20 protein-coding genes are annotated in these 20,456 nt (G+C 31.5%); 9 read left to right on the top strand and 11 right to left on the bottom strand.

Annotated elements, in window-relative coordinates:
* Window positions 1-3: 3 nt before the first annotated feature.
* From GKZ86_RS04855 to GKZ86_RS04840, 4 genes are all read right to left on the bottom strand, one after another.
* The gene (locus GKZ86_RS04855) at window positions 4-222 is read right to left on the bottom strand and encodes a 4-oxalocrotonate tautomerase family protein (RefSeq protein ID WP_042564553.1); all 219 of its coding nucleotides are present in this window, start codon (window positions 220-222) and stop codon (window positions 4-6) included.
* 4 nt (window positions 223-226) lie between these two features.
* Complete coding sequence (locus GKZ86_RS04850) at window positions 227-781, bottom strand: YceI family protein (protein ID WP_154781985.1); 555 nt, start codon at window positions 779-781, stop codon at window positions 227-229.
* Window positions 782-1,384: 603 nt separating this feature from the next.
* Complete coding sequence (locus GKZ86_RS04845) at window positions 1,385-1,957, bottom strand: Crp/Fnr family transcriptional regulator (protein WP_154781984.1); 573 nt, start codon at window positions 1,955-1,957, stop codon at window positions 1,385-1,387.
* A gap of 326 nt (window positions 1,958-2,283) precedes the next feature.
* Window positions 2,284-3,027 (bottom strand): SDR family NAD(P)-dependent oxidoreductase, encoded by a 744-nt coding sequence (locus GKZ86_RS04840; RefSeq protein ID WP_154781983.1) that lies wholly within the window; start codon window positions 3,025-3,027, stop codon window positions 2,284-2,286.
* 258 nt (window positions 3,028-3,285) lie between these two features.
* Here GKZ86_RS04840 and GKZ86_RS04835 point away from each other — a divergent pair, with 258 nt between their 5' ends.
* The 6 genes from GKZ86_RS04835 (at window position 3,286) to GKZ86_RS04810 (ending at window position 8,213) form a co-directional block, all read left to right on the top strand.
* Complete coding sequence (locus tag GKZ86_RS04835; protein WP_154781982.1) at window positions 3,286-3,630, top strand: helix-turn-helix domain-containing protein; 345 nt, start codon at window positions 3,286-3,288, stop codon at window positions 3,628-3,630.
* Window positions 3,631-3,717: 87 nt separating this feature from the next.
* Complete coding sequence (locus GKZ86_RS04830) at window positions 3,718-4,308, top strand: TetR/AcrR family transcriptional regulator (RefSeq protein WP_154781981.1); 591 nt, start codon at window positions 3,718-3,720, stop codon at window positions 4,306-4,308.
* A 123-nt stretch (window positions 4,309-4,431) separates the two neighbouring features.
* A complete protein-coding gene (locus tag GKZ86_RS04825; RefSeq protein ID WP_154781980.1) occupies window positions 4,432-4,881 on the top strand; it encodes a PaaI family thioesterase in 450 nt (149 codons plus the stop codon).
* Window positions 4,882-4,939: 58 nt separating this feature from the next.
* Window positions 4,940-6,490 carry a DHA2 family efflux MFS transporter permease subunit gene (locus GKZ86_RS04820; RefSeq protein WP_154781979.1) on the top strand — a complete coding sequence of 517 codons (1,551 nt, stop codon included), beginning with the start codon at window positions 4,940-4,942 and terminating at the stop codon, window positions 6,488-6,490.
* A 230-nt stretch (window positions 6,491-6,720) separates the two neighbouring features.
* On the top strand, window positions 6,721-7,308 hold the full coding sequence (locus GKZ86_RS04815) for a TetR/AcrR family transcriptional regulator (protein WP_154781978.1): 588 nt from the start codon (window positions 6,721-6,723) through the stop codon (window positions 7,306-7,308).
* A 92-nt stretch (window positions 7,309-7,400) separates the two neighbouring features.
* Complete coding sequence (locus GKZ86_RS04810) at window positions 7,401-8,213, top strand: SDR family NAD(P)-dependent oxidoreductase (protein ID WP_154781977.1); 813 nt, start codon at window positions 7,401-7,403, stop codon at window positions 8,211-8,213.
* Window positions 8,214-8,283: 70 nt separating this feature from the next.
* On the opposite strand, the gene GKZ86_RS04805 is transcribed toward GKZ86_RS04810, so the two are convergent.
* Genes GKZ86_RS04805 through GKZ86_RS04780 form a run of 6 tightly spaced genes read right to left on the bottom strand, consistent with a single transcriptional unit; the run spans window position 8,284 to window position 15,362 of the window.
* On the bottom strand, window positions 8,284-11,163 hold the full coding sequence (locus tag GKZ86_RS04805; RefSeq protein ID WP_154781976.1) for a type I restriction endonuclease subunit R: 2,880 nt from the start codon (window positions 11,161-11,163) through the stop codon (window positions 8,284-8,286).
* 29 nt (window positions 11,164-11,192) lie between these two features.
* Window positions 11,193-11,624 (bottom strand): hypothetical protein, encoded by a 432-nt coding sequence (locus GKZ86_RS04800; RefSeq protein WP_154781975.1) that lies wholly within the window; start codon window positions 11,622-11,624, stop codon window positions 11,193-11,195.
* The gene (locus GKZ86_RS04795) at window positions 11,624-12,094 is read right to left on the bottom strand and encodes a helix-turn-helix domain-containing protein (protein WP_154781974.1); all 471 of its coding nucleotides are present in this window, start codon (window positions 12,092-12,094) and stop codon (window positions 11,624-11,626) included. The genes GKZ86_RS04800 and GKZ86_RS04795 overlap by 1 nt, the downstream gene beginning before the upstream one ends.
* A complete protein-coding gene (locus tag GKZ86_RS04790; RefSeq protein ID WP_154781973.1) occupies window positions 12,084-12,602 on the bottom strand; it encodes an ACP phosphodiesterase in 519 nt (172 codons plus the stop codon). The genes GKZ86_RS04795 and GKZ86_RS04790 overlap by 11 nt, the downstream gene beginning before the upstream one ends.
* A 43-nt stretch (window positions 12,603-12,645) precedes the next feature.
* On the bottom strand, window positions 12,646-13,800 hold the full coding sequence (locus tag GKZ86_RS04785) for a restriction endonuclease subunit S (protein WP_154781972.1): 1,155 nt from the start codon (window positions 13,798-13,800) through the stop codon (window positions 12,646-12,648).
* A complete protein-coding gene (locus tag GKZ86_RS04780; RefSeq protein WP_154781971.1) occupies window positions 13,800-15,362 on the bottom strand; it encodes a type I restriction-modification system subunit M in 1,563 nt (520 codons plus the stop codon). Before GKZ86_RS04780 ends, GKZ86_RS04785 begins: the two co-directional genes overlap by 1 nt.
* 346 nt (window positions 15,363-15,708) lie before the next feature.
* Between GKZ86_RS04780 and GKZ86_RS04775 the strand changes: the two genes are divergently transcribed.
* Genes GKZ86_RS04775 through GKZ86_RS04765 form a run of 3 tightly spaced genes read left to right on the top strand, consistent with a single transcriptional unit; the run spans window position 15,709 to window position 19,658 of the window.
* Window positions 15,709-18,111: an McrB family protein gene (locus GKZ86_RS04775; RefSeq protein WP_154781970.1), complete on the top strand. Its 2,403-nt coding sequence runs from the start codon at window positions 15,709-15,711 to the stop codon at window positions 18,109-18,111.
* Between the two features lie 2 nt (window positions 18,112-18,113).
* Window positions 18,114-19,373, top strand: a complete 1,260-nt coding sequence (locus GKZ86_RS04770) for an McrC family protein (protein ID WP_154781969.1) — start codon at window positions 18,114-18,116, stop codon at window positions 19,371-19,373.
* 21 nt (window positions 19,374-19,394) lie between these two features.
* Window positions 19,395-19,658 carry a hypothetical protein gene (locus GKZ86_RS04765; RefSeq protein WP_154781968.1) on the top strand — a complete coding sequence of 88 codons (264 nt, stop codon included), beginning with the start codon at window positions 19,395-19,397 and terminating at the stop codon, window positions 19,656-19,658.
* Between the two features lie 9 nt (window positions 19,659-19,667).
* Here the strand turns inward: GKZ86_RS04765 and GKZ86_RS04760 are convergent, their stop codons facing one another.
* On the bottom strand, window positions 19,668-20,399 hold the full coding sequence (locus GKZ86_RS04760) for an SH3 domain-containing protein (protein ID WP_154781967.1): 732 nt from the start codon (window positions 20,397-20,399) through the stop codon (window positions 19,668-19,670).
* Window positions 20,400-20,456 lie beyond the last annotated feature (57 nt).

The raw sequence follows: 20,456 nt of genomic DNA, 5'->3' as shown, positions 1-20,456 counted from the left end.
TATTTATTTTTTATCGGCTGTAATGCCTTTTTCTCTTAAAACTGATACTTGTTCTCCTGCATAGCCCCAATCGTCTAACTCTATTTCCTGAATTACTACGTGAGTTAAATGTGGATCTTTGTTTAATACGTCGGTAATTAAATTTGTAATACCGCTTATTAGTTCCTGTTTTTGCTCGCGAGTAACTCCTTCGCGGGTCAATTCGATTTTTACGTAAGGCATGGTCTTAGTTTTTAGATTGTCCTGAAAATGTAGCTTCGGCAGTGATTTTAAAGTCTAAATCAAAGTCGTTGTAGATTAAAGTGTCTCCTAAATTCACGAAGAAATTACCTGAACGGAATTTGATATCGTATTTAGTACGGTCAATTACCAGTTTTCCTGAAAGAGAAATAGTATTTCCATCATTCGCTACCTGAGCTTCAAAACCAACAAGATGTGTAATATTTTTTATAGTAAGATTACCTTCAAGATAATAACTCTGGTTTGAAACTTCTTTTACTGAAAGAATATCAAATGTTGCAGTAGGGAATTTTTCGCTTGAGAAAAAATCATCCGAAGCCAAATGACCGGCAAATTGTGCGTTTGTTGCCGGATCAGTTACGTCCAGTATTTCGATTGCAGTTGTGTCAATGATAATGTTACCACCATTTACTTTTCCATCATTAAAGATGAAATTACCTTCTTTGATACCAATTGTACCATTATGTGCTCCAGTAACTTTTCTACCAGTCCAATCGATTTTGCTATTTGTGCTTACGATTTTAAAATTTGTTGTTTCCATTTTTATTGTATTTAATTGTGTTTAAAAGTACAAGGCAAAGGAACGGCGAGTATGGAGATTGGTTACGTGATGTAGATCACATTCTGATTTACGCTTGAATTAATGAAATGCTGGAGTTTTGTTTCACGCAGATTTTAAAAGGATTTAGCAGATTGACGCTGATTATTTTTATACTATGATTATTTTTTATTCACGTTTAGTTTGTCATCCCAAGGAACGAGGGATTACAAACTACATAAAAAACAGGAATTAAATAAAAATCTGCCAGATCTGCCAGATCTGCGTGAAAAAAAATCGTTTAATCCTTTTTCATCTGTGGCATGAATAAAAGTATATTCTCGCAGATTTTGCAGATAGAGCAGATTTAATTTATAAAGCTAAACGATTATCTGCGTGTATTTGCTTAAATCTTTTTTAAATCTGCGTGAAACAAGAATCTTTTTAATCTGTGAAATTTGTGGCACGAAGTAAAAGTATGTTCTCGCAGATTTTGTAGATAGAGCAGATTTAATTTATAAAGCTAAACGATTATCTGCGTGTATTTGCTTAAATCCTTTTTAAATCTGCGTGAAACAAAAATCTTTTTTATCTGTGGCAAAAAAATTACGAATTATAAAGCCTGCTTAAGGTTTCTCTTGAAACGCCTAAATAAGCAGCAATTAAGTGTTTTGGAACTAAATTATAAAGTTGAGGATACAGCGCTAAAAGTTCTTCGTAGCGTGTTTTGACATTATTATTCATAAAAGATAAAAGCCTTTTTTGAGAGGCAATATATCCTTTGTTGGTTCTCCAACGGAAAAAATGTTCTACCTGATGAAATTCATTGCAAAGTTTTTCGCGATCAGCATTAGAAAGACAAAGCAATTCGACATCAGAAATACAATCAACATTTATTGTTGCAGGCGTATTATTGTATAAAGCCGTGTAATCAGATGTCCACCATGTTGGCATTGCAAACTGCAATATGTACATTTTAACTTCATCATTGATAAAAAAAGCCTTTAAACAACCTGAGATTACAAAATACTCGCAATCAACTTTATCTCCTTCACTAATAATAGTTTGCCCTTTTTTGAAAGTCTGTGTTTTAAAATGAGAAAAGAAATAATCGAATTCTTCTTCGGTCAATGAAGCCGTTTTGGAGATGTGTTGTTGTAGTATTTCTTTGGAAGTCATTTTTTGAAGGTTCTGAGTTGCTAAGGTACTAAGTTTCTAAGGTTTTCTTAAGGTGTAAAAGTTTTTTTTTAAAGGTCCTAAGGTTCTTAGGTTTGATCTTTGTTTTTTCTTTTGAAAATGAGTTTCATAGCCCTGATGGGAGGGAAAATCCTTTTGTATCCGCGGCGGCGGATACAAAAGATTTGGAAGGACAGCAGGAAATAGCTCCTAATGAAAATTGATTTCAATCTTCAAAAGCCTTCTCACGAAACCTCGGGACAGAATCACAATAAAGAAAAAAACTCAGTCCCTTAGCTCCTTAGAACCTTAGTAACTTTAAAAAAATATTAAGCTAAAACCATCCCACCATCCATAAGGAAATCAGCTCCGGTGATGAATTTTGAGGCATCGCTGCTTAAGTAGGCAACCATTTTGGCAACATCCTCTGAAGTTCCCATTTGTTTTAGTGGAATTTTATCGACAATAGTATTCATCAGGGTTTTAACTTCTGCTTCATTTAAGCCTATTTTTTTCATTATTTCTGTTTCTGTTGGACCCGGACTAACTGAATTGACTCTGATTTTTCTTGGAGCTAATTCTAATGCAGCAATTTTCATAACTGCATTAAGAGCAGTTTTACTCGACGAATAAATAGATGTGCCTGCGTAACTCATACTTGCTGTATTAGACGAAAGAAATACAACGGATGCGCCATCTTTCAAAACAGGAATAAATTTGCTTAAGGTAAAATAAGCGCCTTTAAAATTAATATTGATTATACTATCAAATAAATCTTCGGTTGCTTGCTCAATTGTTGTTGCTCCAGTAATTCCGGCATTAATAAACAGAATATCAACGGAACCAAAATCTTCTTTTACTTTTGAAGCCAGATTTTCAATATCAGTAATATTTGACTGATCTGCAACAATAGCTGTTACGCCTAATTCTTGTGCGGCTTTATCTATCGCTTCTTTTCTTCTTCCGGTAATGATAACGGTTGCGCCTTGTTCTTTTAATTGTTTTGCTGTTGCGTATCCGATACCGCTGTTTCCGCCTGTAATGACTGCAACTTTATTTTTTAAATTGTCCATTTTTTATGTTTTTAAATTAACGGGACAAAGTTAAATCTCAAAACATATTGCTTTTTCAGCAGTATCATTGAGTATACCGAATTAAATTTTCACCATATAAGTAATATAAGTTCAATAAAGCTGGATGGTTAGTTTAATGATTTTTTTTGCCAAAAGGCGTTGAAGGCAAGCTTTGTCGGCGTTTCTAATTAAATGAACTTATATCACTTATATGGTAGAAAAAAAATGTTTTTATACCTTAGTCTAAAATTATTCGCAATGGCAAGAAATCAGAAAGAAGAGTTTCAGGCGCTTCAGGATACGATATATGTTTTGGGTGGAAAATGGAAACTGCCTATTATCAATTCAATCTGTAATGGAAATAACAGATTTAAAGAAATTCAGCAAAGTATTCCCGGTATTACTTCAAGAATGCTTTCGAAGGAATTGAAGGATATGGAATTGAATAATCTTGTCAAACGAACTGAAGATCGCGACGCAAAAGTGCCTATACTTTACGAATCTACACCGTATTGCCAATCTTTTGGACCTATAATTTTAGAGATGATCAAATGGGGAATCTCACATCGAAATCATATCAGAAATAAAGAAAAATCACTATAAAATCTGTCATCAAAATAAATAAAATCAAAAAAGATTGCTAAATTATACCGATTGGTATATATTTGCAGTCTTAAATCATTTGCGATCATGAGCAAGGCAGAAAGAACAAAGCAATTTATTATAGAACAAACTGCGCCAATCTTTAATATGAAAGGTTACAGCGGTACTTCTATGAGCGATATTACAGATGCAACCGGACTTACAAAAGGAAGTATTTATGGCAATTTTGAAAATAAAGATGAGGTTGCAATTGCTGCTTTTAAGTTTAATGTAAAGAAACTGCAGGATGCTTTTTCAAGAGAAATCGACATACAGACTACTTATAAAGACAAATTATTGGTTTATCCCCGACTCTATTCTGAATACGCTAATTTGAAAGTTACGAAAGGCGGCTGTCCAATTTTGAATACCGCAACTGAATCTGATGATACACATCCAATATTAAAGAAGAATGCCGAAAGAACGCTTAATTATTGGAAGGAAAAAATAATGTACTTTATCGATCAGGGAATTCTTGCCGGAGAATTTAAAGCAAAATCAATTGATACAGAACGAACAGCATTAACTATAATCGCTTTAATTGAAGGATCTGTTATGATGAGCAAGTTAACCGCAGATTTAAAAGTTTTGTCGAGTGTAATGCTTTCCGTAAATAAAATTATAGAAGACTTAGAATAAGCAATAGTAAATTATATTGCTTTTTTTACAAATAAAAATATACCAAACGGTATTATTTAATTATCAATTGTTAATTATAAAACGGCATCAACCTGAAACTTTAAACCTGAAACAAAATATAAAATGGAAATAAAAACAAGATTACAAGTATTACAAGATCATATTGACAGAGAGTTTACTGCTTCTCCATCGCCTTTTATGCTTTGGATGCGACCAATAGTATTAGCGGCCGAAGATGGAAGTGTCACCTTTCAATATTTAGTTAGAGAAGAAATGTCAAATCCTGTTAAATCACTTCATGGAGGTGTTATTGCAGCAATTGCTGATGATTGTATTGGCGCAACGATGTTTTCATTGAATGAAGAAAATTTCTATACAACGATAAATCTCAATGTTGATTATTTTGCTCCGGCTAAAGTTGGCGATATTATTTTGGCAAGAACATCGATCATTAAAAAAGGAAGACAATTTGTAAACGCACAATGCGAAATTTGGAATGAAGCCCAAACGAGATTAATTGCTACAGCATACTCGAACCTCTTTAAAACTAATGTTGTAAAGCAGCAGTTATAAAATTTCAATTTCGCTATTTTTTTAATTAAAAATATACCAATCGGTATAATAAAATATTATGAATCCTTTACAACGCAAACTTTTAATAATCACGGTCATTTTGGCCGCGATTATGGAACTTATTGATATTTCTATTGTCAATGTAGCGCTTTCTCACATGAGCGGAAACCTTGGCGCAACGCTCGAGGATACTTCCTGGGTTATTACCGCTTATGCGATTGCCAATGTTATCATTATTCCGATAACAAGTTTTTTGAGTGCCAATCTCGGGCGACGCAATTATTATATTGGTTCTATAATCTTGTTTACTTTCTGTTCTTTTATGTGCGGACATGCATCTAATATCTGGATGTTGGTCTTTTTTAGATTCTTGCAGGGAATTGGCGGTGGCGCTTTGTTGTCAATATCACAGGTTATTGTATTTGAGCTTTTTCCAAAAGATAAACAATCAACTGCGGGCGCTTTATTTGGAGCCGGAATTTTTATTGGACCAACGATCGGACCAACTCTTGGCGGATATATTACTGAAAACTACGATTGGCCCTGGATCTTTTTAATTAATATTCCGATTGGAATCATGGTCGCTATTTCCTGTTATTTTCTATTGAAAGAACCACCCGTAAAGCCCGAAATTACAAAAGTAGACTGGACAGGAATTGCTCTATTGGCGATTGGAGTTGGTGCACTGCAAACTGTTTTAGAAAGAGGCGAAGTCGAAGATTGGTTCGAAACCCGATATATTGTAGTATTAACTGTTATTGCAACCATAACATTGCTTGCTTTTATTTATTGGGAATTAAAAATCGATAAACCTGTTGTAAATCTTCGCGTGCTTAAAAGTAAATCGCTGAGTATAGCGGCAATTTTAACCTTTGTTACCGGATTCGGCATGTTTATTTCTATTTATATAAGTCCGGTTGTGGCACAACGCCTTTTGAGTTTTTCGCCTTATCAGACTGGTTTACTCTTGCTTCCTGGGGCATTATTTGCTTTAGTAGCTTTAAAACTATGTGGTACTTTATTGCAAAAAGGCGTTTCTCCGGTTATTATTATAGCATCCGGATTTCTATTGTTTATTTATTTTAATTGGAGAATGTCTCAAATATCATTAGATACCAGCGCCTTAGAAGTTTCTACAGCACTTATTTTCAGAGCGCTTGGACTGGCTCTTTTAACGGTTCCGCTTACTATGCTAGCTGTTTCATCTCTTGATGATAAAGATGTTGGACAAGGCGCGGCTTTAAACAATATGATGCGACAATTGGGCGGATCTTTTGGTGTGTCGATCATCAATACTTACATCGCACATCGATTTGCGGCACACAGAAATGTATTGATTTCGAATGTTACTTTGGATAATGTAAAAGCAATGGACCGAATTAATGCTTATATCAATTATTTTCAGCACAGAGGTTTTGCTTATAACGAAGCGAGAGCAAAAGCGCTTAAACTCATGGAAAATATTGTAACCAAACAGTCTTCGCTGTTAAGTTATCGCGATGCTTTTTTTCTGGTAGGATTATTTTTCGCAGTTACTTTGCCTCTATTATTACTGGTAATGAATAAATCAAAGAAGCCCAAAACGAATATAATTTTGTCTGATCATTAATCCAAATTTGGTTCTACAATAATTAATTATAGCCCGTGGTTTCAACCACGGGATGCCGATCGTGAACTTTTATTGCTTTCCAACGGTTTAAACCGTTGTCCATGTTTCATTCTTAGTGCATAAATCCATGCTTTTGTGTGTTAAAAACAACACCTCCCAAAAATAAATCAAAATAAATTTGCATATATGACCAATCGGTCATATATTTGCAGTGTTAAATAGAAACTATCATGACAAAGGGAGAAGAAACCAGACAATTCATCATAGAAAAAGCAGCTCCGATTTTTAATACAAAAGGGATTGCTGCAACGGCTATGAGTGATATTATGGAAGCTACCAAATTGTCTAAAGGAAGCATGTACGTTCATTTTGAAAATAAAGATGTCCTGGCTTGCGCAGCGGTTGATCATAATATGAAAATATTAGGCGACAAACTTGTTTCTGAAATCAGTAAAAGCAAAACGGCAAAAGGCGAATTATTTACTTATATCGATTTCTTCAGTAATGCTGTAAATCCGCCTTTAACAGGAGGTTGTCCGTTATTGAATTTTGGAACAGAAGCAGATGACACCAACCCTATTGTAAAAGAGAAAATAAATAGAGGTTGTAATGCTAATCAACAATTGTTGGCCGGAAGTGTCAATAAAGGAATCGTCAACGGAGAGTTTAAACCTGACTGGAATGCCGAAGAATTTGCAGTAGTTATGTTTGCGATGATGGAAGGCGGTCACTTAATCTCCAGAATGTCCGGCAATAACGACAAGATGAAAATCATTACCAAAACCCTAAAAAATTTAATAGAGGAAAACACTCTCTAATTTTTTTTATCAAAAAAATGACCGAAAGGTCATATTTAAAACAAATAAACGATTAAACAACATTCACAATTAACAATTAAAAAGTAGAAAACATGTCAAAAACAATTTTAATTTCAGGAGCGTCAAAAGGATTCGGAAAAGCCTGGACAGAAGCATTTTTAGAAAAAGGATATCAGGTAGCTGCAACAGCCAGAAATATTGATACACTAAACGATTTAAAAGCAAAATATGGCGATGCCATTTTACCACTAAAATTAGACGTAAACAATCGCGAAGAATCAATTGCAGTGGTAGAAAAAATACAACAACATTTCGGAAAAATTGATATCCTGATCAACAATGCAGGTTATGCTTTAAACGGAGCAGTTGAAGAAGCGAGCGAAAAAGAAGCGAGAGCACAATTTGAAACTAATTTCTTTGGAACTCTTTGGTTAACACAAGCGGTTTTACCAATTATGAGAAACCAAAAAAGCGGTCATATTATTCAGGTTTCTTCTATTTTAGGAATCGCAACTTTACCAAATTTAGGACTTTACAACGCTTCAAAATTTGCGGTAGAAGGTCTTACTGAAACTTTAGCTACAGAAGTAAAACAATTCGGAATTAATGTTACTTTGGTGGAGCCAAACGGTTATTTCACAGACATTTGGGGTAACGGATTCAATAGTGAAAGCATCGACGCTTATGATGGAATCAGAAAAGCAATTGCAGAAGGACATGATCCTGATACTTTCGGAAAAACAAGCGCTACTGTACCAGCCATCATTAAATTGGTTGAAGCAGAAAACCCTCCTCTACGCCTATTCTTAGGAAAAGTAGCTTTACCATTCGCAAAACAAACTTATGAACAAAAACTAAAAACGTGGGAAGAATGGTCTGACGTGTCTGTAGCCGCTCACGGATAATTTATTTCTCTTTTTTTAAGTTGATTGAAAACGGGACTGTTTCTTTTTAAGAAGAAATGGTCTCGTTTTTTTAAGCCATCATTCCTTTTACATAAACCTCCACAAACTCCTTCATTTTGGTAATAATTCGATCACCAATAACTCGCGCTTGCAGGATACTTGGTCTATTATCCAAACATTGAAAAACTTCATCCTTTATAGGTTCACGACCGCTGTAAATATATGCGTCAATTAAAGCTTTAAATTGCGCTTTGTCTAAATGTTCTTCTTCGCATAGTTTTCCTAATGCTAAAACTTTTTGATCTTGCCAGAATTTTTCAAATTCATCTTCAATAGAATCGCCGTCTTTTATCTGTGGCATATTTTCATCAATGAATTTCTGAATTAATTCTCTTTTACTTCTCAATTGAATATCACCACCCAATAAATCTATAATGATTTTTCTTTGAGTAGCGGCCGTACTAGGAGTTTTAGCTCCTTTTAATTGTGCTAATAATTTCAGAATATAAGCGACATTAATTTGATCTCTGTGAATTAATTCTAATTCAAAATCAATATCATCAAGTATAGAAGTTTTTTGTTTTTTATTGTCTTGTTTTACTTTTTCATATAAATCCAGATACTTGCTTTTGTAGTCTTCAAATTCCTGCTCATCAATTGGTAAATCTTCCCAATCAAAATCAGTGTAGGATTGTAGGACATTCATTGCTCGCATCAACTTTCTAAAAGCTTGTACAAATTTTGCTTCGTCTTCTTCGCTTTCTAAATTATCTACACTTTGGTAAGTTGGCGTTATCTCTCGTAAGAGTTTTAATGCTTCATCTAATTTCTCCGCTATCTTTTCATAATCTGGCATTGTAACAACTTCGATTGCCTCTTCATTTGAAAATAAAGTAATGGCATCATCAGTCGCTTTTTTAAGATTTCTGAATGATAGAATATTTCCTTGTGATTTTTGTTCTCCTAGAATTCTATTTGTTCTTGAATAAGCTTGTATTAAGCCATGTTGTTTTAGACTTTTATCTACATAAAGTGTATTCACTTTTTTAGCATCAAAACCAGTTAGCATCATATTGACAACAATCACAATATCTAAACGATCTTGCTCATTGTTGAAATTTTCCTTTTCACGATTTTTTAATCGTTTACTTATATTTTGAAAATATTTTTCAAACGAAGAGTTGTCTTTGTTTGTAAAACTCGTACCAAACATCGCGTTATAATGTCCGATGTATTTTTCAAGTTTATCTCTTGTATGACTAGATTCATAAAGAGTTCTTGGTTCTGCCAAAACATCAAAATCTACTTCATCAGCAGGAAGAAAATCCTGAGCTTCGTCTGAATCTTCATTTGTGCCGTATGTAAAAATAGTAGCAATACGCAAATCGTGTTCTCCCGCTTGTTTCTTTTGCTGAAAAAGATCATAATACTGAATCACATTATTAATACTGCTTACTGCTAAAAGTGCTGAATAATCTCTGTTAAAGGTTTTTTGATTGTGATAAGCAATGATATAATCAACGATTTTATCTATTCTTTTGTGAGAATCTAAAACTTCTTGTTTATCAATATCCTCAACTTCAATATCAATAAAAGTATTGCTTTTGTTTTTATATTTCCCCACATATTCGATTCCAAAACGTAACACATTTTGATCCCTAATAGCATCTGTAATCACGTATTTATGCAAACAGTTACCAAACAAATCTTTGGTGGTTCGTTTTCCTAAATCATTTTTAGAAGCGTTTTCTGCAAATATGGGCGTTCCTGTAAAGCCGATTAACTGACTTTTCTCGAAGAATTTTGTAATACGTTCATGCGTTTCACCAAACTGAGATCGATGACATTCATCAAAAATAAAAACAATTTTCTTATATCGTAAAGGTTCAATATTACCTTTAAATCGTTCCGAAACCGCATTGTTCAATTTCTGAATGGTGGTTAAAACCAATTTTGTATTATCCGTTAATTGCCTAATTAAAGATTGCGTATTATCTGTAACATCAACACTGTCTTTTTTGAAAGCATTGAATTCGTTCATCGTTTGATAATCCAGATCTTTTCTGTCCACTACAAAAACGACTTTGTAAACATCTGGCAATTCCATCAAAATTTGGCTTGCTTTAAAAGATGTCAACGTTTTACCGGAACCTGTTGTATGCCAGATATAGGCATTATCATTAGAGTTTTTGACTTGATGGATAATCGCTTCTGTGGCAAAAAATTGGTAAGGTCGCAATATCATCATTACTTTGTGAGTCTCGTTTATCACGATATAATGAGATATCATTTTACCTAAATGATCACGGTTTAAAAAGTTAGCAGCAAACGCCGTTATATCGGTGATATTTTTATTTTTGGAATCTGCCCAAAAGAAAGTTTGCTTAACAGATTGCAATTTGTTATTCGCCAAATATTTGGTATTTACACCATTGCTAATAACAAACATTTGTACGTATTGAAACAAACCGTGATTGCTCCAAAAAGAATGCATTTGGTAGCGATTGATTTGATTGAAAGCTTCTTTGATTTCAATGCCGGAGCGTTTGATTTCTATTTGAACCAAAGGCAAACCGTTTACTAAAAGCGTTACATCAAAACGATTTTTGTAACTTCCTTCCAAACTTATTTGGTTGGTAACCTGAAATAGATTTTGGCTATTATCTTCGGTATTGAAAAAACGAACATAAAATGACGTTCCGTCTTCTTTGATTAAATTATAATAGTCTCTTAGTGTTTTGGCTTTTTCAAAAACATTGCCTTTAGACAAATGATTTAAAATAGCATCAAATTCTTTAACAGTAAAAGTAGTTTCGTTAAAAACTTCGAGTTGGCTTTTAAGGTTAGAAACCAAAGCATCACCATCCGAAATTTTCACAGATGTATATTTTAAACCAACCAATTGTTTGATTAAGTTATTTTCTAAAACTGCTTCAGATTGATGGCTCATTTATACAAATAGTTGCTGAAAAATTATTTCTAAATGCTTATTGTAAATTCAGCATCTTTGTCTACTAACTCATTGACATTAATAACAGGAAGAATAAATTTATTAAATTCTGTACCTTCTGTTTTAGCGTGTAATACACCTCTTGCAGTTCCTATTGTTAACATTGTTAAATGACCAATAAACCTTTTAGGAAATATAATCACATTCTCTTTAATAAATGATTTCCAGGAATTAGGATCTATTACAAAATGACAGCTTACTTGTGTTTTAACAAAAGTTTTTTTTGTTTGATCAAATGTAAAAGTCGCAAAAACACCAATTCTTTTTTCTCCTTCATTAATTTTGAATTCTAATGAAGTAGTAACATTCATTTCTTTTTTTGATGAGTAATTTTCTTCAAATAAAGCAAATTGTTCTGTTTTAATAGCAATTAAAGCAAAACCTGCAGATTCGTTTTCCATTATGCAATTAATTCAAAATAGTTATACTGATTGGTAACAATATCGTAATCCATTTTAATTTCTTTTTTGTTCAATAAAATTTTATCTTCCTGGATAAATTTACTTTTTGGAGCAGTGTAGGGCTGAGTTGTTTTTATAACTAACTCTGAATTACTTTTTTGCTCTACAATATCATCGTAATACGAAGCTAAAATTGGAATATCTAAAACACGTTGCAGCTTAATTTGAGTTTCTAAGGTAAGATTCTCTTGTCCTTTTACAATTTTGGTAATTTGTTGAGGGCTTACTCCCATTTCAGCCGCCAATTTTTTCTGAGACCATCTTATTTTTTCTAACTTATCTAATACTTTCAGAGCAATTTTTTGAGATTCTCTCAACATTTCCCTGTTTTTTATCCTGTCTCTATTTTTGGCTATAGTATTCGTTTTTTCCTTAGAAACCAGAGCTAAAAATTTTTCTTTATTGTTCATTTTGTTCGTTTATAAGTTCGTAAAAAGAATCTTCATCAATAACTGAGTTTTCTTGTAAATAATTTTTTGCATCCTTAATTTTCATTAATTCGTTATTAGAATCGGGATGACCTTGCATCGTCTGACTCATTTTTATTGCTCCTCCTGTAATAACAAAACAGTCCTTATCAATTTTAATAGCATAGATTCTAATTCCATTTTTATCAATTTTTCCTTTTTGTAAAGAAAGTGTTTTAATACCTGATTCTGTATCGAAAAGTGTTCTGAAATAAAATTCTAAAGGCTGTTTGTTTGTTATGATTTCTTCTAATAAATCTTGTATTTGTTCAGCATCTTTTAGCCTTTCTCTCACAAATTGATTTACATTTTCTATTCCATTGCTTTTTGCATATTTTCTAAGATAGTTAACATCTGTCCAATTATCCATTAGTCGATCATATTCATTATCAACTTCACCATCATAGTGAAAAGAAAATAATGCTGGTGCAAATATATCAACTATTTTCATTTAATCAACTTATAGGTTTACTTTATTATTGTTTTATAACTTTTTAGACAAACATCTGTTGTAACAAACCTTTTTTAAACATTTGCGTTTGCACGATTTGTTGATTAGTACTTTTTATTTTTGAATCAATACTTGATAGGGATTTAGCGATTTTTTGCTGTTCCTCTATACAAGGAAAATTGAATTTTAATTTCTCAATGGTTGATTTTGATAAACTAGGCACTCCTGAAGCTTCGTTATGCAATTTCCAATTTATTTGTTGAAATACACAATAAATAAATTTTGGAATAGCATTTTTAAAACTATGAGTATAAAACAATGTATCAACAGTCCAAAATTCACCATTGAAATAAAATGGCTTATCTATTGTTCCTTTTCGACCAATAAATACTGTTTCTCCACTATAAAGATATTTATTTACAGATCGCATATAACCACCTGTTCCAAAAACAGGAATAGTACCATTTTCTAAATGCTTATAATCTTTTCCACTTCCAATTTTAAAAACCTCTCCCAATTTTTTCTCCTCCCAGTTTGGATAATCCTCCCCATTCTCATCTTTAAATCGCAATTTACCAGAGAACAATTGTTGCATTACTCCTTTTTTGTATTGTTCTAATAATTCTTTTTTGCGAGAAAGCTGCTGTGTTTTTTCATCGACTGCACTTAAAAAAGAAGCAATTTTTTGTTGTTCATCAAATGTTGGAATATTTATTTTTATTTTATAAAAATCACCATGATTTAAATCTGGAATTGTTGATGTTCCAGCTAATTTTAGAATATCATGTTGAGTTTTATGAGAAGTTAAGAAAAAATATAAAAACCATTTATTACAAGTTTCATCATATTTAATCTTAAAAAAATTGTTATGAAAAGCTCCATGAACACCAGTAACAACTTGACCAGTATTACCTGTACGAGTCATTAAAATATCATCTTCATAACAAATTACAGATTCTGAAGGGTTTTTAATAAAATAACTTTTGGAAGAATCTTTTCTTAAAAACTCATTTGTTATATAAAAATAATTATCATCTGTTTTTTCATAGAATCTTTCTGAAATTGGAATTTGAAGTCCCTGATTAATTTTTGTTAAATCTCTCATTGACTTATTTTTCCATTCTTCTCTAAATTCTTGAAATCTCAATTTTGGAATAAGTATTTTTTTCTTTTCTATATCTAAAATTACCGTGCTCATTAAAATGGTCTTTCAATTCCTAATTCAGCACAAAATTCAGCAATAGTAGCATCGGTCGCTTTACCAAGAATTGCTAATTCTCTTAATTCAGCAGTTATAGCTTTTAAATCTATCGCATCTTCTTCTTCAAAAGTGTCTACATAACGAGGAATGTTCAGGTTATAATCGTTAGTTGTTACTTCACTCAAAAGAGCAACATGACTATATTTTGGTTCTCCCATACGATTTTGATAAGTACTAATAATTTTATCAATATCTTCCGTACGTAACACGTTTTGAGTTTTTACTTTTTCAAAATGCTGGCTAGCATCGATAAATAAAATGTCATTAAGATTTTCTCTCTTTTTCTTCAAAACCAAAATACACGTTGGTATACTTGTTCCGTAAAAGATATTGGCTGGTAAACCAATTACGGCATCCAGATAATTTTTTTCTTTTATTAGATATTCACGAATATGCCCTTCTGCACCGCCACGAAACAAAACACCGTGAGGCAAGACAACCGCCATAGTTCCGTTATCCTCAAGTTGGTGCACCATATGTTGTACAAAAGCAAAATCAGCTTTACTACTGGGAGCAAGTTTTCCATAAGCAGAGAAACGCTCGTCATTCATAAACAAAGGACTTGCGCTCCAATTTGCAGAAAATGGAGGATTTGCAACAATAGCTTCAAAACGCATATCATAATGTTGCGGGCGTTCTAAAGTATCTTCGTTTTTAATATCAAAACGTTTGTAATGCACATCGTGCATAATCATGTTCATACGACATAAATTGTAGGTCGTAGGATTCATTTCCTGTCCGTAAAAAACATTTACAGTTTTTACTTCTTTAGCAACGCGCAATAATAAAGAACCGGAACCACAGGTTGGATCATAAACACTTTTAAGTTTGTCTTTACCAACGGTTACCAATTGTGCCAAAATACTACTCACTTGTTGTGGAGTATAAAATTCTCCTGCTTTTTTACCGGCACCACTGGCAAACTTACCAATTAAGTATTCGTAAGCATCACCGAGAACATCGCTATCGGTATTTTCTAAATCAAAATCAATTTCATCCAAATGAACAAGAACTTTTACAATCAATTCGTTTTTGTCAGCTTCTGATTTTCCAAGTTTATGAGAAGTTAAATCTAAATCAGAAAATAGATTTCCAAAATCTTCTTCACTTTCAGAGCCCATAGTACTTTGCTCAATGTGCGTCAGTACTTTGGCTAAATCTCCCAGAATAAAATTATTTTTTCCACCTGCGTTTCCTCTTCTAGCCAACTCCGAAAACAATTCAGACGGTTCTAAGAAAAAACCCAAAGCTTCAATTGCCATAGGTTTTAGTTCCTGCATTAATATAGCTTCGTTTGGATGCGCTTCTATTTCCTGATAAGTCAGACCATCCGGTTTTAAACTTTTGTTAGCATACAAATCCATTTTTGTACTCAAGTATTTGTAGAAGATAAAACCTAATATATAGTCTCTGAAATCATCGGCATCCATTTTTCCACGAAGGGTGTTAGCGATATTCCAGAGTTGTTGTTCTAATTTTTGTTTGTGTTCGGCTGCCATTAAGCAAGTATTATTTTTAAATTAAATCTGATATTATTGAGTGCTAAATTATCGATTATATATGGAAGTGTAAAGAGGAAAACCATAAAGTCTATAAATATGTTTGTATGAACTATTTTTTTATTAAAACAAGTACTAATACCTACTGTTTAATTTTTATTTAGTAGTATACTTGCCTAAAAAAACAAAGATTTGTTATGGTTTTCCGTAAAGATGATAATTACTAAATACTGACATTTGTTTTTAAATAAACATTTAGTCTAATCCTTAGGAAGAAAATATGTGATTTAGATTAATGTTGGAAACTTTGTTGGATATATAAGTAATATTAGAAAATTAATTAAAAATGATAAAAGATAGAATAGAACAATATTTAACAAATCAATTTACTGAAAGAATAATTAATACTCAAGATTTCTTTTTTCAAAAAGGTCAAGATGCATTACAAAAATGGATGAATCTATCCATAAATAATGAAGACAAATCCGATTTAGAAAAATTAGCTGCTGATTATGAAGGTTTGCAAAAACTAGCTATTAAAAGGCAAACCATCAATGAAATACTCAACTTATTATTTGAAATTATTTCATATTGTGATAGCAAAGCAAAAAGCAAGGATTATTTCAATCAATACGATGATAATAGAACTTTAGCAATGGCTTATGTAAGAATGAATCATTGGGTTGAAAAATTAATAACCTTCAAATTTAATCCAAAGAATGTTCCTGTTGGTTCTATTGGAAATGCAATAAATTATCTTCTTGATCCAACAAATAATGCTACTATTTTAAGTGAAAATCATAGAACAATGATTTCAAAAGCATTATTTGAAAAAGAATATGACCCTAAAAATTTCATTACCGATTTAAAAGAATATTTTTCTTCTTACCAAATTACTGTAGTTAATAATAAAAACTACACTTATTTACTTTCTTGTATTATTTATTCTATCAAAAAAGAATGGCTGGATGATGTCATTGGATTAATGGCTGCTGATAATACCTTATGGAAAGATAATCTTATAAATGATATGGATGGGGATGATTATACCATATTATGGAATTCCAAAACACCAACCGGTACAGATAAAACATTAAAAATGTTACGTAACAAGATCAATGACGATGGCTATTTTAAGCTATTCTATTCGGTTCACGGTAACATTCAATATGTTGCTGAGATAATTGATTTTGCACAAAATGATGATCAATTAAAGCAAAAAAACTGGGTCTCAAAATTTAAAAAAATAGCTTGGTACCAAAATGACTTTAATCAATATGTAGATGGTAATAAGTCCGCAAGTATTGTTTTTCTTGCAAAGAATTTTTACAAAATTAATAAAATACCAGCGAATAAATTTGAAGTTTATAAAGATTACTCTTATCCAAGACAAGACAATTTAACTCCAATAATATCCGAACCAGATATTATCTCAATATCTTCAAATAACAATTCAACAACATCTTCTATTATGAATAATAACACTGAAAGTTCGTTAAACCAAATTCTATATGGTCCACCAGGAACTGGAAAAACATATAAATTACAAAATGAGTTTTTTGAAAAATTTACACTTAAAGAATCATCTATATCAAGAGATCAATTTCTTGAAAATTTAATTTCAGAATTGAGCTGGTGGCAAGTAATTAGTATTGCACTATTAGATTTAAAAATTGCAAATGTTAAAGAAATATATAATCATGAAGTAATTAAAATCAAAGAAAAGTTATCTTCATCAATAACAGTAAGACATACTATCTGGGGCCAATTACAAAGACATACTATTCTAGATTGCCCTAACGTGAATGCAAGAGAAAGATCGGAACCGTTATATTTTAGTAAAAATAAAGAATCAAATTGGACTATAGACAATGAGTTATTAAACCAATATTATCCTGAAGCGTTTGATATTTTAAGTTCGATTCAGAATTTTAATGGAAGTGAAGGAATAATTATTAAAAACTACGATTTTGTTACATTTCATCAATCATTTAGTTACGAAGATTTTATAGAAGGAATAAAACCTAAATTAGAAGACGGCGAAACAGAACTAAGTTTTGAAATTAAGGATGGAATATTTAAAAAACTATGTTTAAAAGCTGAAGCAGATCCAGGTAGTAATTATGCCATCTTTATTGATGAAATCAATAGAGGGAATGTTTCTGCAATTTTTGGTGAATTGATTACTTTAATTGAAGAAGACAAAAGGCTTGGTGCCACTAATGAACTTAAAATAAAATTGCCTTACTCTAAAAGAGAATTTGGAGTTCCGTCAAATTTATATATTGTAGGCACAATGAATACTGCAGACAGAAGTGTAGAAGCATTAGATACAGCTTTAAGAAGACGTTTTTGTTTTGTTGAAATGATGCCAGATTCATCGATAGTTCAAAAGAAGAACTTTAAAGATCGAGTTTTAATTATGGAAAAGATTAATCAACGAGTTGAATTACTATTAGATCGTAACTACACTTTAGGCCATTCTTATTTTATAAAAGAAGATTTTGAAAATTCTTTTAAAAATGAGATTATTCCTCTACTACAAGAATATTTCTATAATGATTGCGGAAAAATAGGCTTGGTCTTAGGAAGAGGATTTGTAAGAGAAAAAGAAATTTCAAAAAATAATAATGCATCTATATTTGCAGATTTTGATACTAGAAATGATATTGATATAATTAAATCGTACGAATTAATTCCTTTCAATGAAATTGATTTTAAAGCTGCTATAGAAACTTTGTTAATTTAAGTATGTTAAAAGAAAATACAATACAAGTTTTTGAACATAGCTTTCTTCCGATTAAAGGAAAGTTCGAACAACGCCATTTTGTTGCTCTTTCCAAATTAAATGCTCTACATAATTATCAGTATTTTGATTTAAAACACAATGGTGTAGTGTTTAAACAATTTGTTGGTGTTATTCAAGTTGACGGTTTAACAATTGAGATCTTGCCAAAAATCGATAATGATGGTAAGAGTACTAATGTGTGGCAAAAAGCATTAATTGAAATGCTTCGTGTCACTAAAAAACTTAAAATTCAGAATGTTAATAATGCAAATGTTAACAAACAAAATATTCATCTTTTAGATATTTACTTTGAATGGTTTTTAAATGAAGTTCAATTATTAATTCATCAGGGATTAATAAAACAATATTATAAAGAAACTAATAATGTTAAAGCTTTAAAAGGTAAATTAGAATTTGCAGGGCATATTAGCAAAAATTTAGTTCATAAAGAGCATTTTTACACTACTCATCAAGTTTATGACAAAGATCATCTTATTCATCAAATACTTTCTAAAGCTTTAAATATTGTAGAAAAATGCACTAAAGGCAATTATTTATATTCCAAATGTAAAACGGTACAACTAGATTTTCCTGAAGTAAAAAACATTTCAGTTACTGAAGCCACGTTTACAAAAATTCCTAAAACCAGAAAAATAGCTCCTTATGAAACTGCTTTGGCAATTTCAAAATTCATTATATTAAATTTTGCTCCAAATATTTCTAGTGGCTCAGAAAACATGTTAGCCTTATTATTCGATATGAATAATTTATGGGAAGAATATATTTTAGCCAGATTAAAACAATCAGATAGAGAGGTAACTGTTTATGGGCAGCAATCGACACATTTTTGGAATGGGATTTCAATTCGACCAGATATTGTTATCGAAAAAGATAAAATGAAATTCATTATAGATACTAAATGGAAAAACATTTCTTACAGCAAACCTTCAACGCAGGACTTACGCCAAATGTATGTTTATAATGATTATTGGAAATCTGATAAAGCAATGCTTTTGTATCCATCAAATACAACAAACTTTAGTTCTTTTGTTCAATTTCAGAACCATCATGTTCATGCATACATAATTGATAATGAGCAAAAATTCAAACAACATAAATGTTGTTTAGGGAAAGTTTCTATTTTCAAATTAGATAAAGATTCTCTAAACGATAAAATTGGAGATGAAATTATAGATTGTTTTTTAAATGAAAGTACATTATAAAAATACAACTTAAAATAAATCATGCATCATATTGAATTACTAGGAGCCGACAATAAAGATTTTAGAATCAAGTTTATAAGTATCTTAAAGTATACAAGTATTTATGATACCAAAACACTTTCTTCTTTTTATGATGATTTACTCAATTCTAAAAAAGTAATAATAGAATTTCGAGAACTTGATAATAAATTTTTAAATGATATTGCTTCAAAGCTTACAGATTTATATATTAGAATTGGAGGATCTTCATTTCATGAAGATGATGAGTTCTACATTGAAGAATAAGTAATAAACCTAATCCGCAGCCTCAAACAAAATCTCAATCCCCTTCCCCATTTTCCCATCAACCTTCTTAATACTCGTACTTTCAGAAATCGAAGAAAAACTCAACTCAGTACCATCAAACTGAATTGAAATTCCGTAAGCACCGGAATCTTTTGAGGAAGGAATACGATCAGAAGTTTTAAGAAGAAAATAGGCTTCTTCTAAAGTTAAATTCGGAATAAAATAAGTAGTGTGACTATCATAATCGCTTCCGTTTTCTGTAATTGATGCTCCGTTTTTATAAATGTAAGAACTGGAATAAGCATTGTCTTTTTTAGGATCTGGTTTTTTAGCTTTTGATTTCATCAGTTTAAACTCCTGATCGAAATAAGATTTACTCAATTCAAACCCTGGTTTTGTTTTAGATAAATAAGCATCGAAAACATAACCTGTTTTTCCGTCTTTAGTTTTTACTTTTACCCAAAAACCAGATAAAGAGAATCCTTTAAAATCATCTTCTGCATCTTTCTTGGGCTTAATTTCTATAACTGTGTGGGCTGTTTTCTTTATATTATCATCAATAACAATACAATCTTCTGCAGCGTTTAAAACCGTTACAATTTTGCTTTTAGTATTTGAATCAGCATATAGTTTTACTTCTTCTCCACTACAATTATATAAAATATCTCCTTTTTTGTATGAACCAATACTATAAATTGCCTGAACAGAAATGCAAAAAAAGAAGGCGATGATGAATTTCATATACTATTATTTTTGGTAATGCTGTTTTTTTTCAGCAACACAAATGTAATCGAACCT

Origin of the sequence: Flavobacterium sp. LC2016-13, assembly GCF_009707955.1 — a bacterium.
Classification (GTDB): domain Bacteria; phylum Bacteroidota; class Bacteroidia; order Flavobacteriales; family Flavobacteriaceae; genus Flavobacterium.
This window is presented reverse-complemented; position numbering and strand designations above follow the sequence as displayed.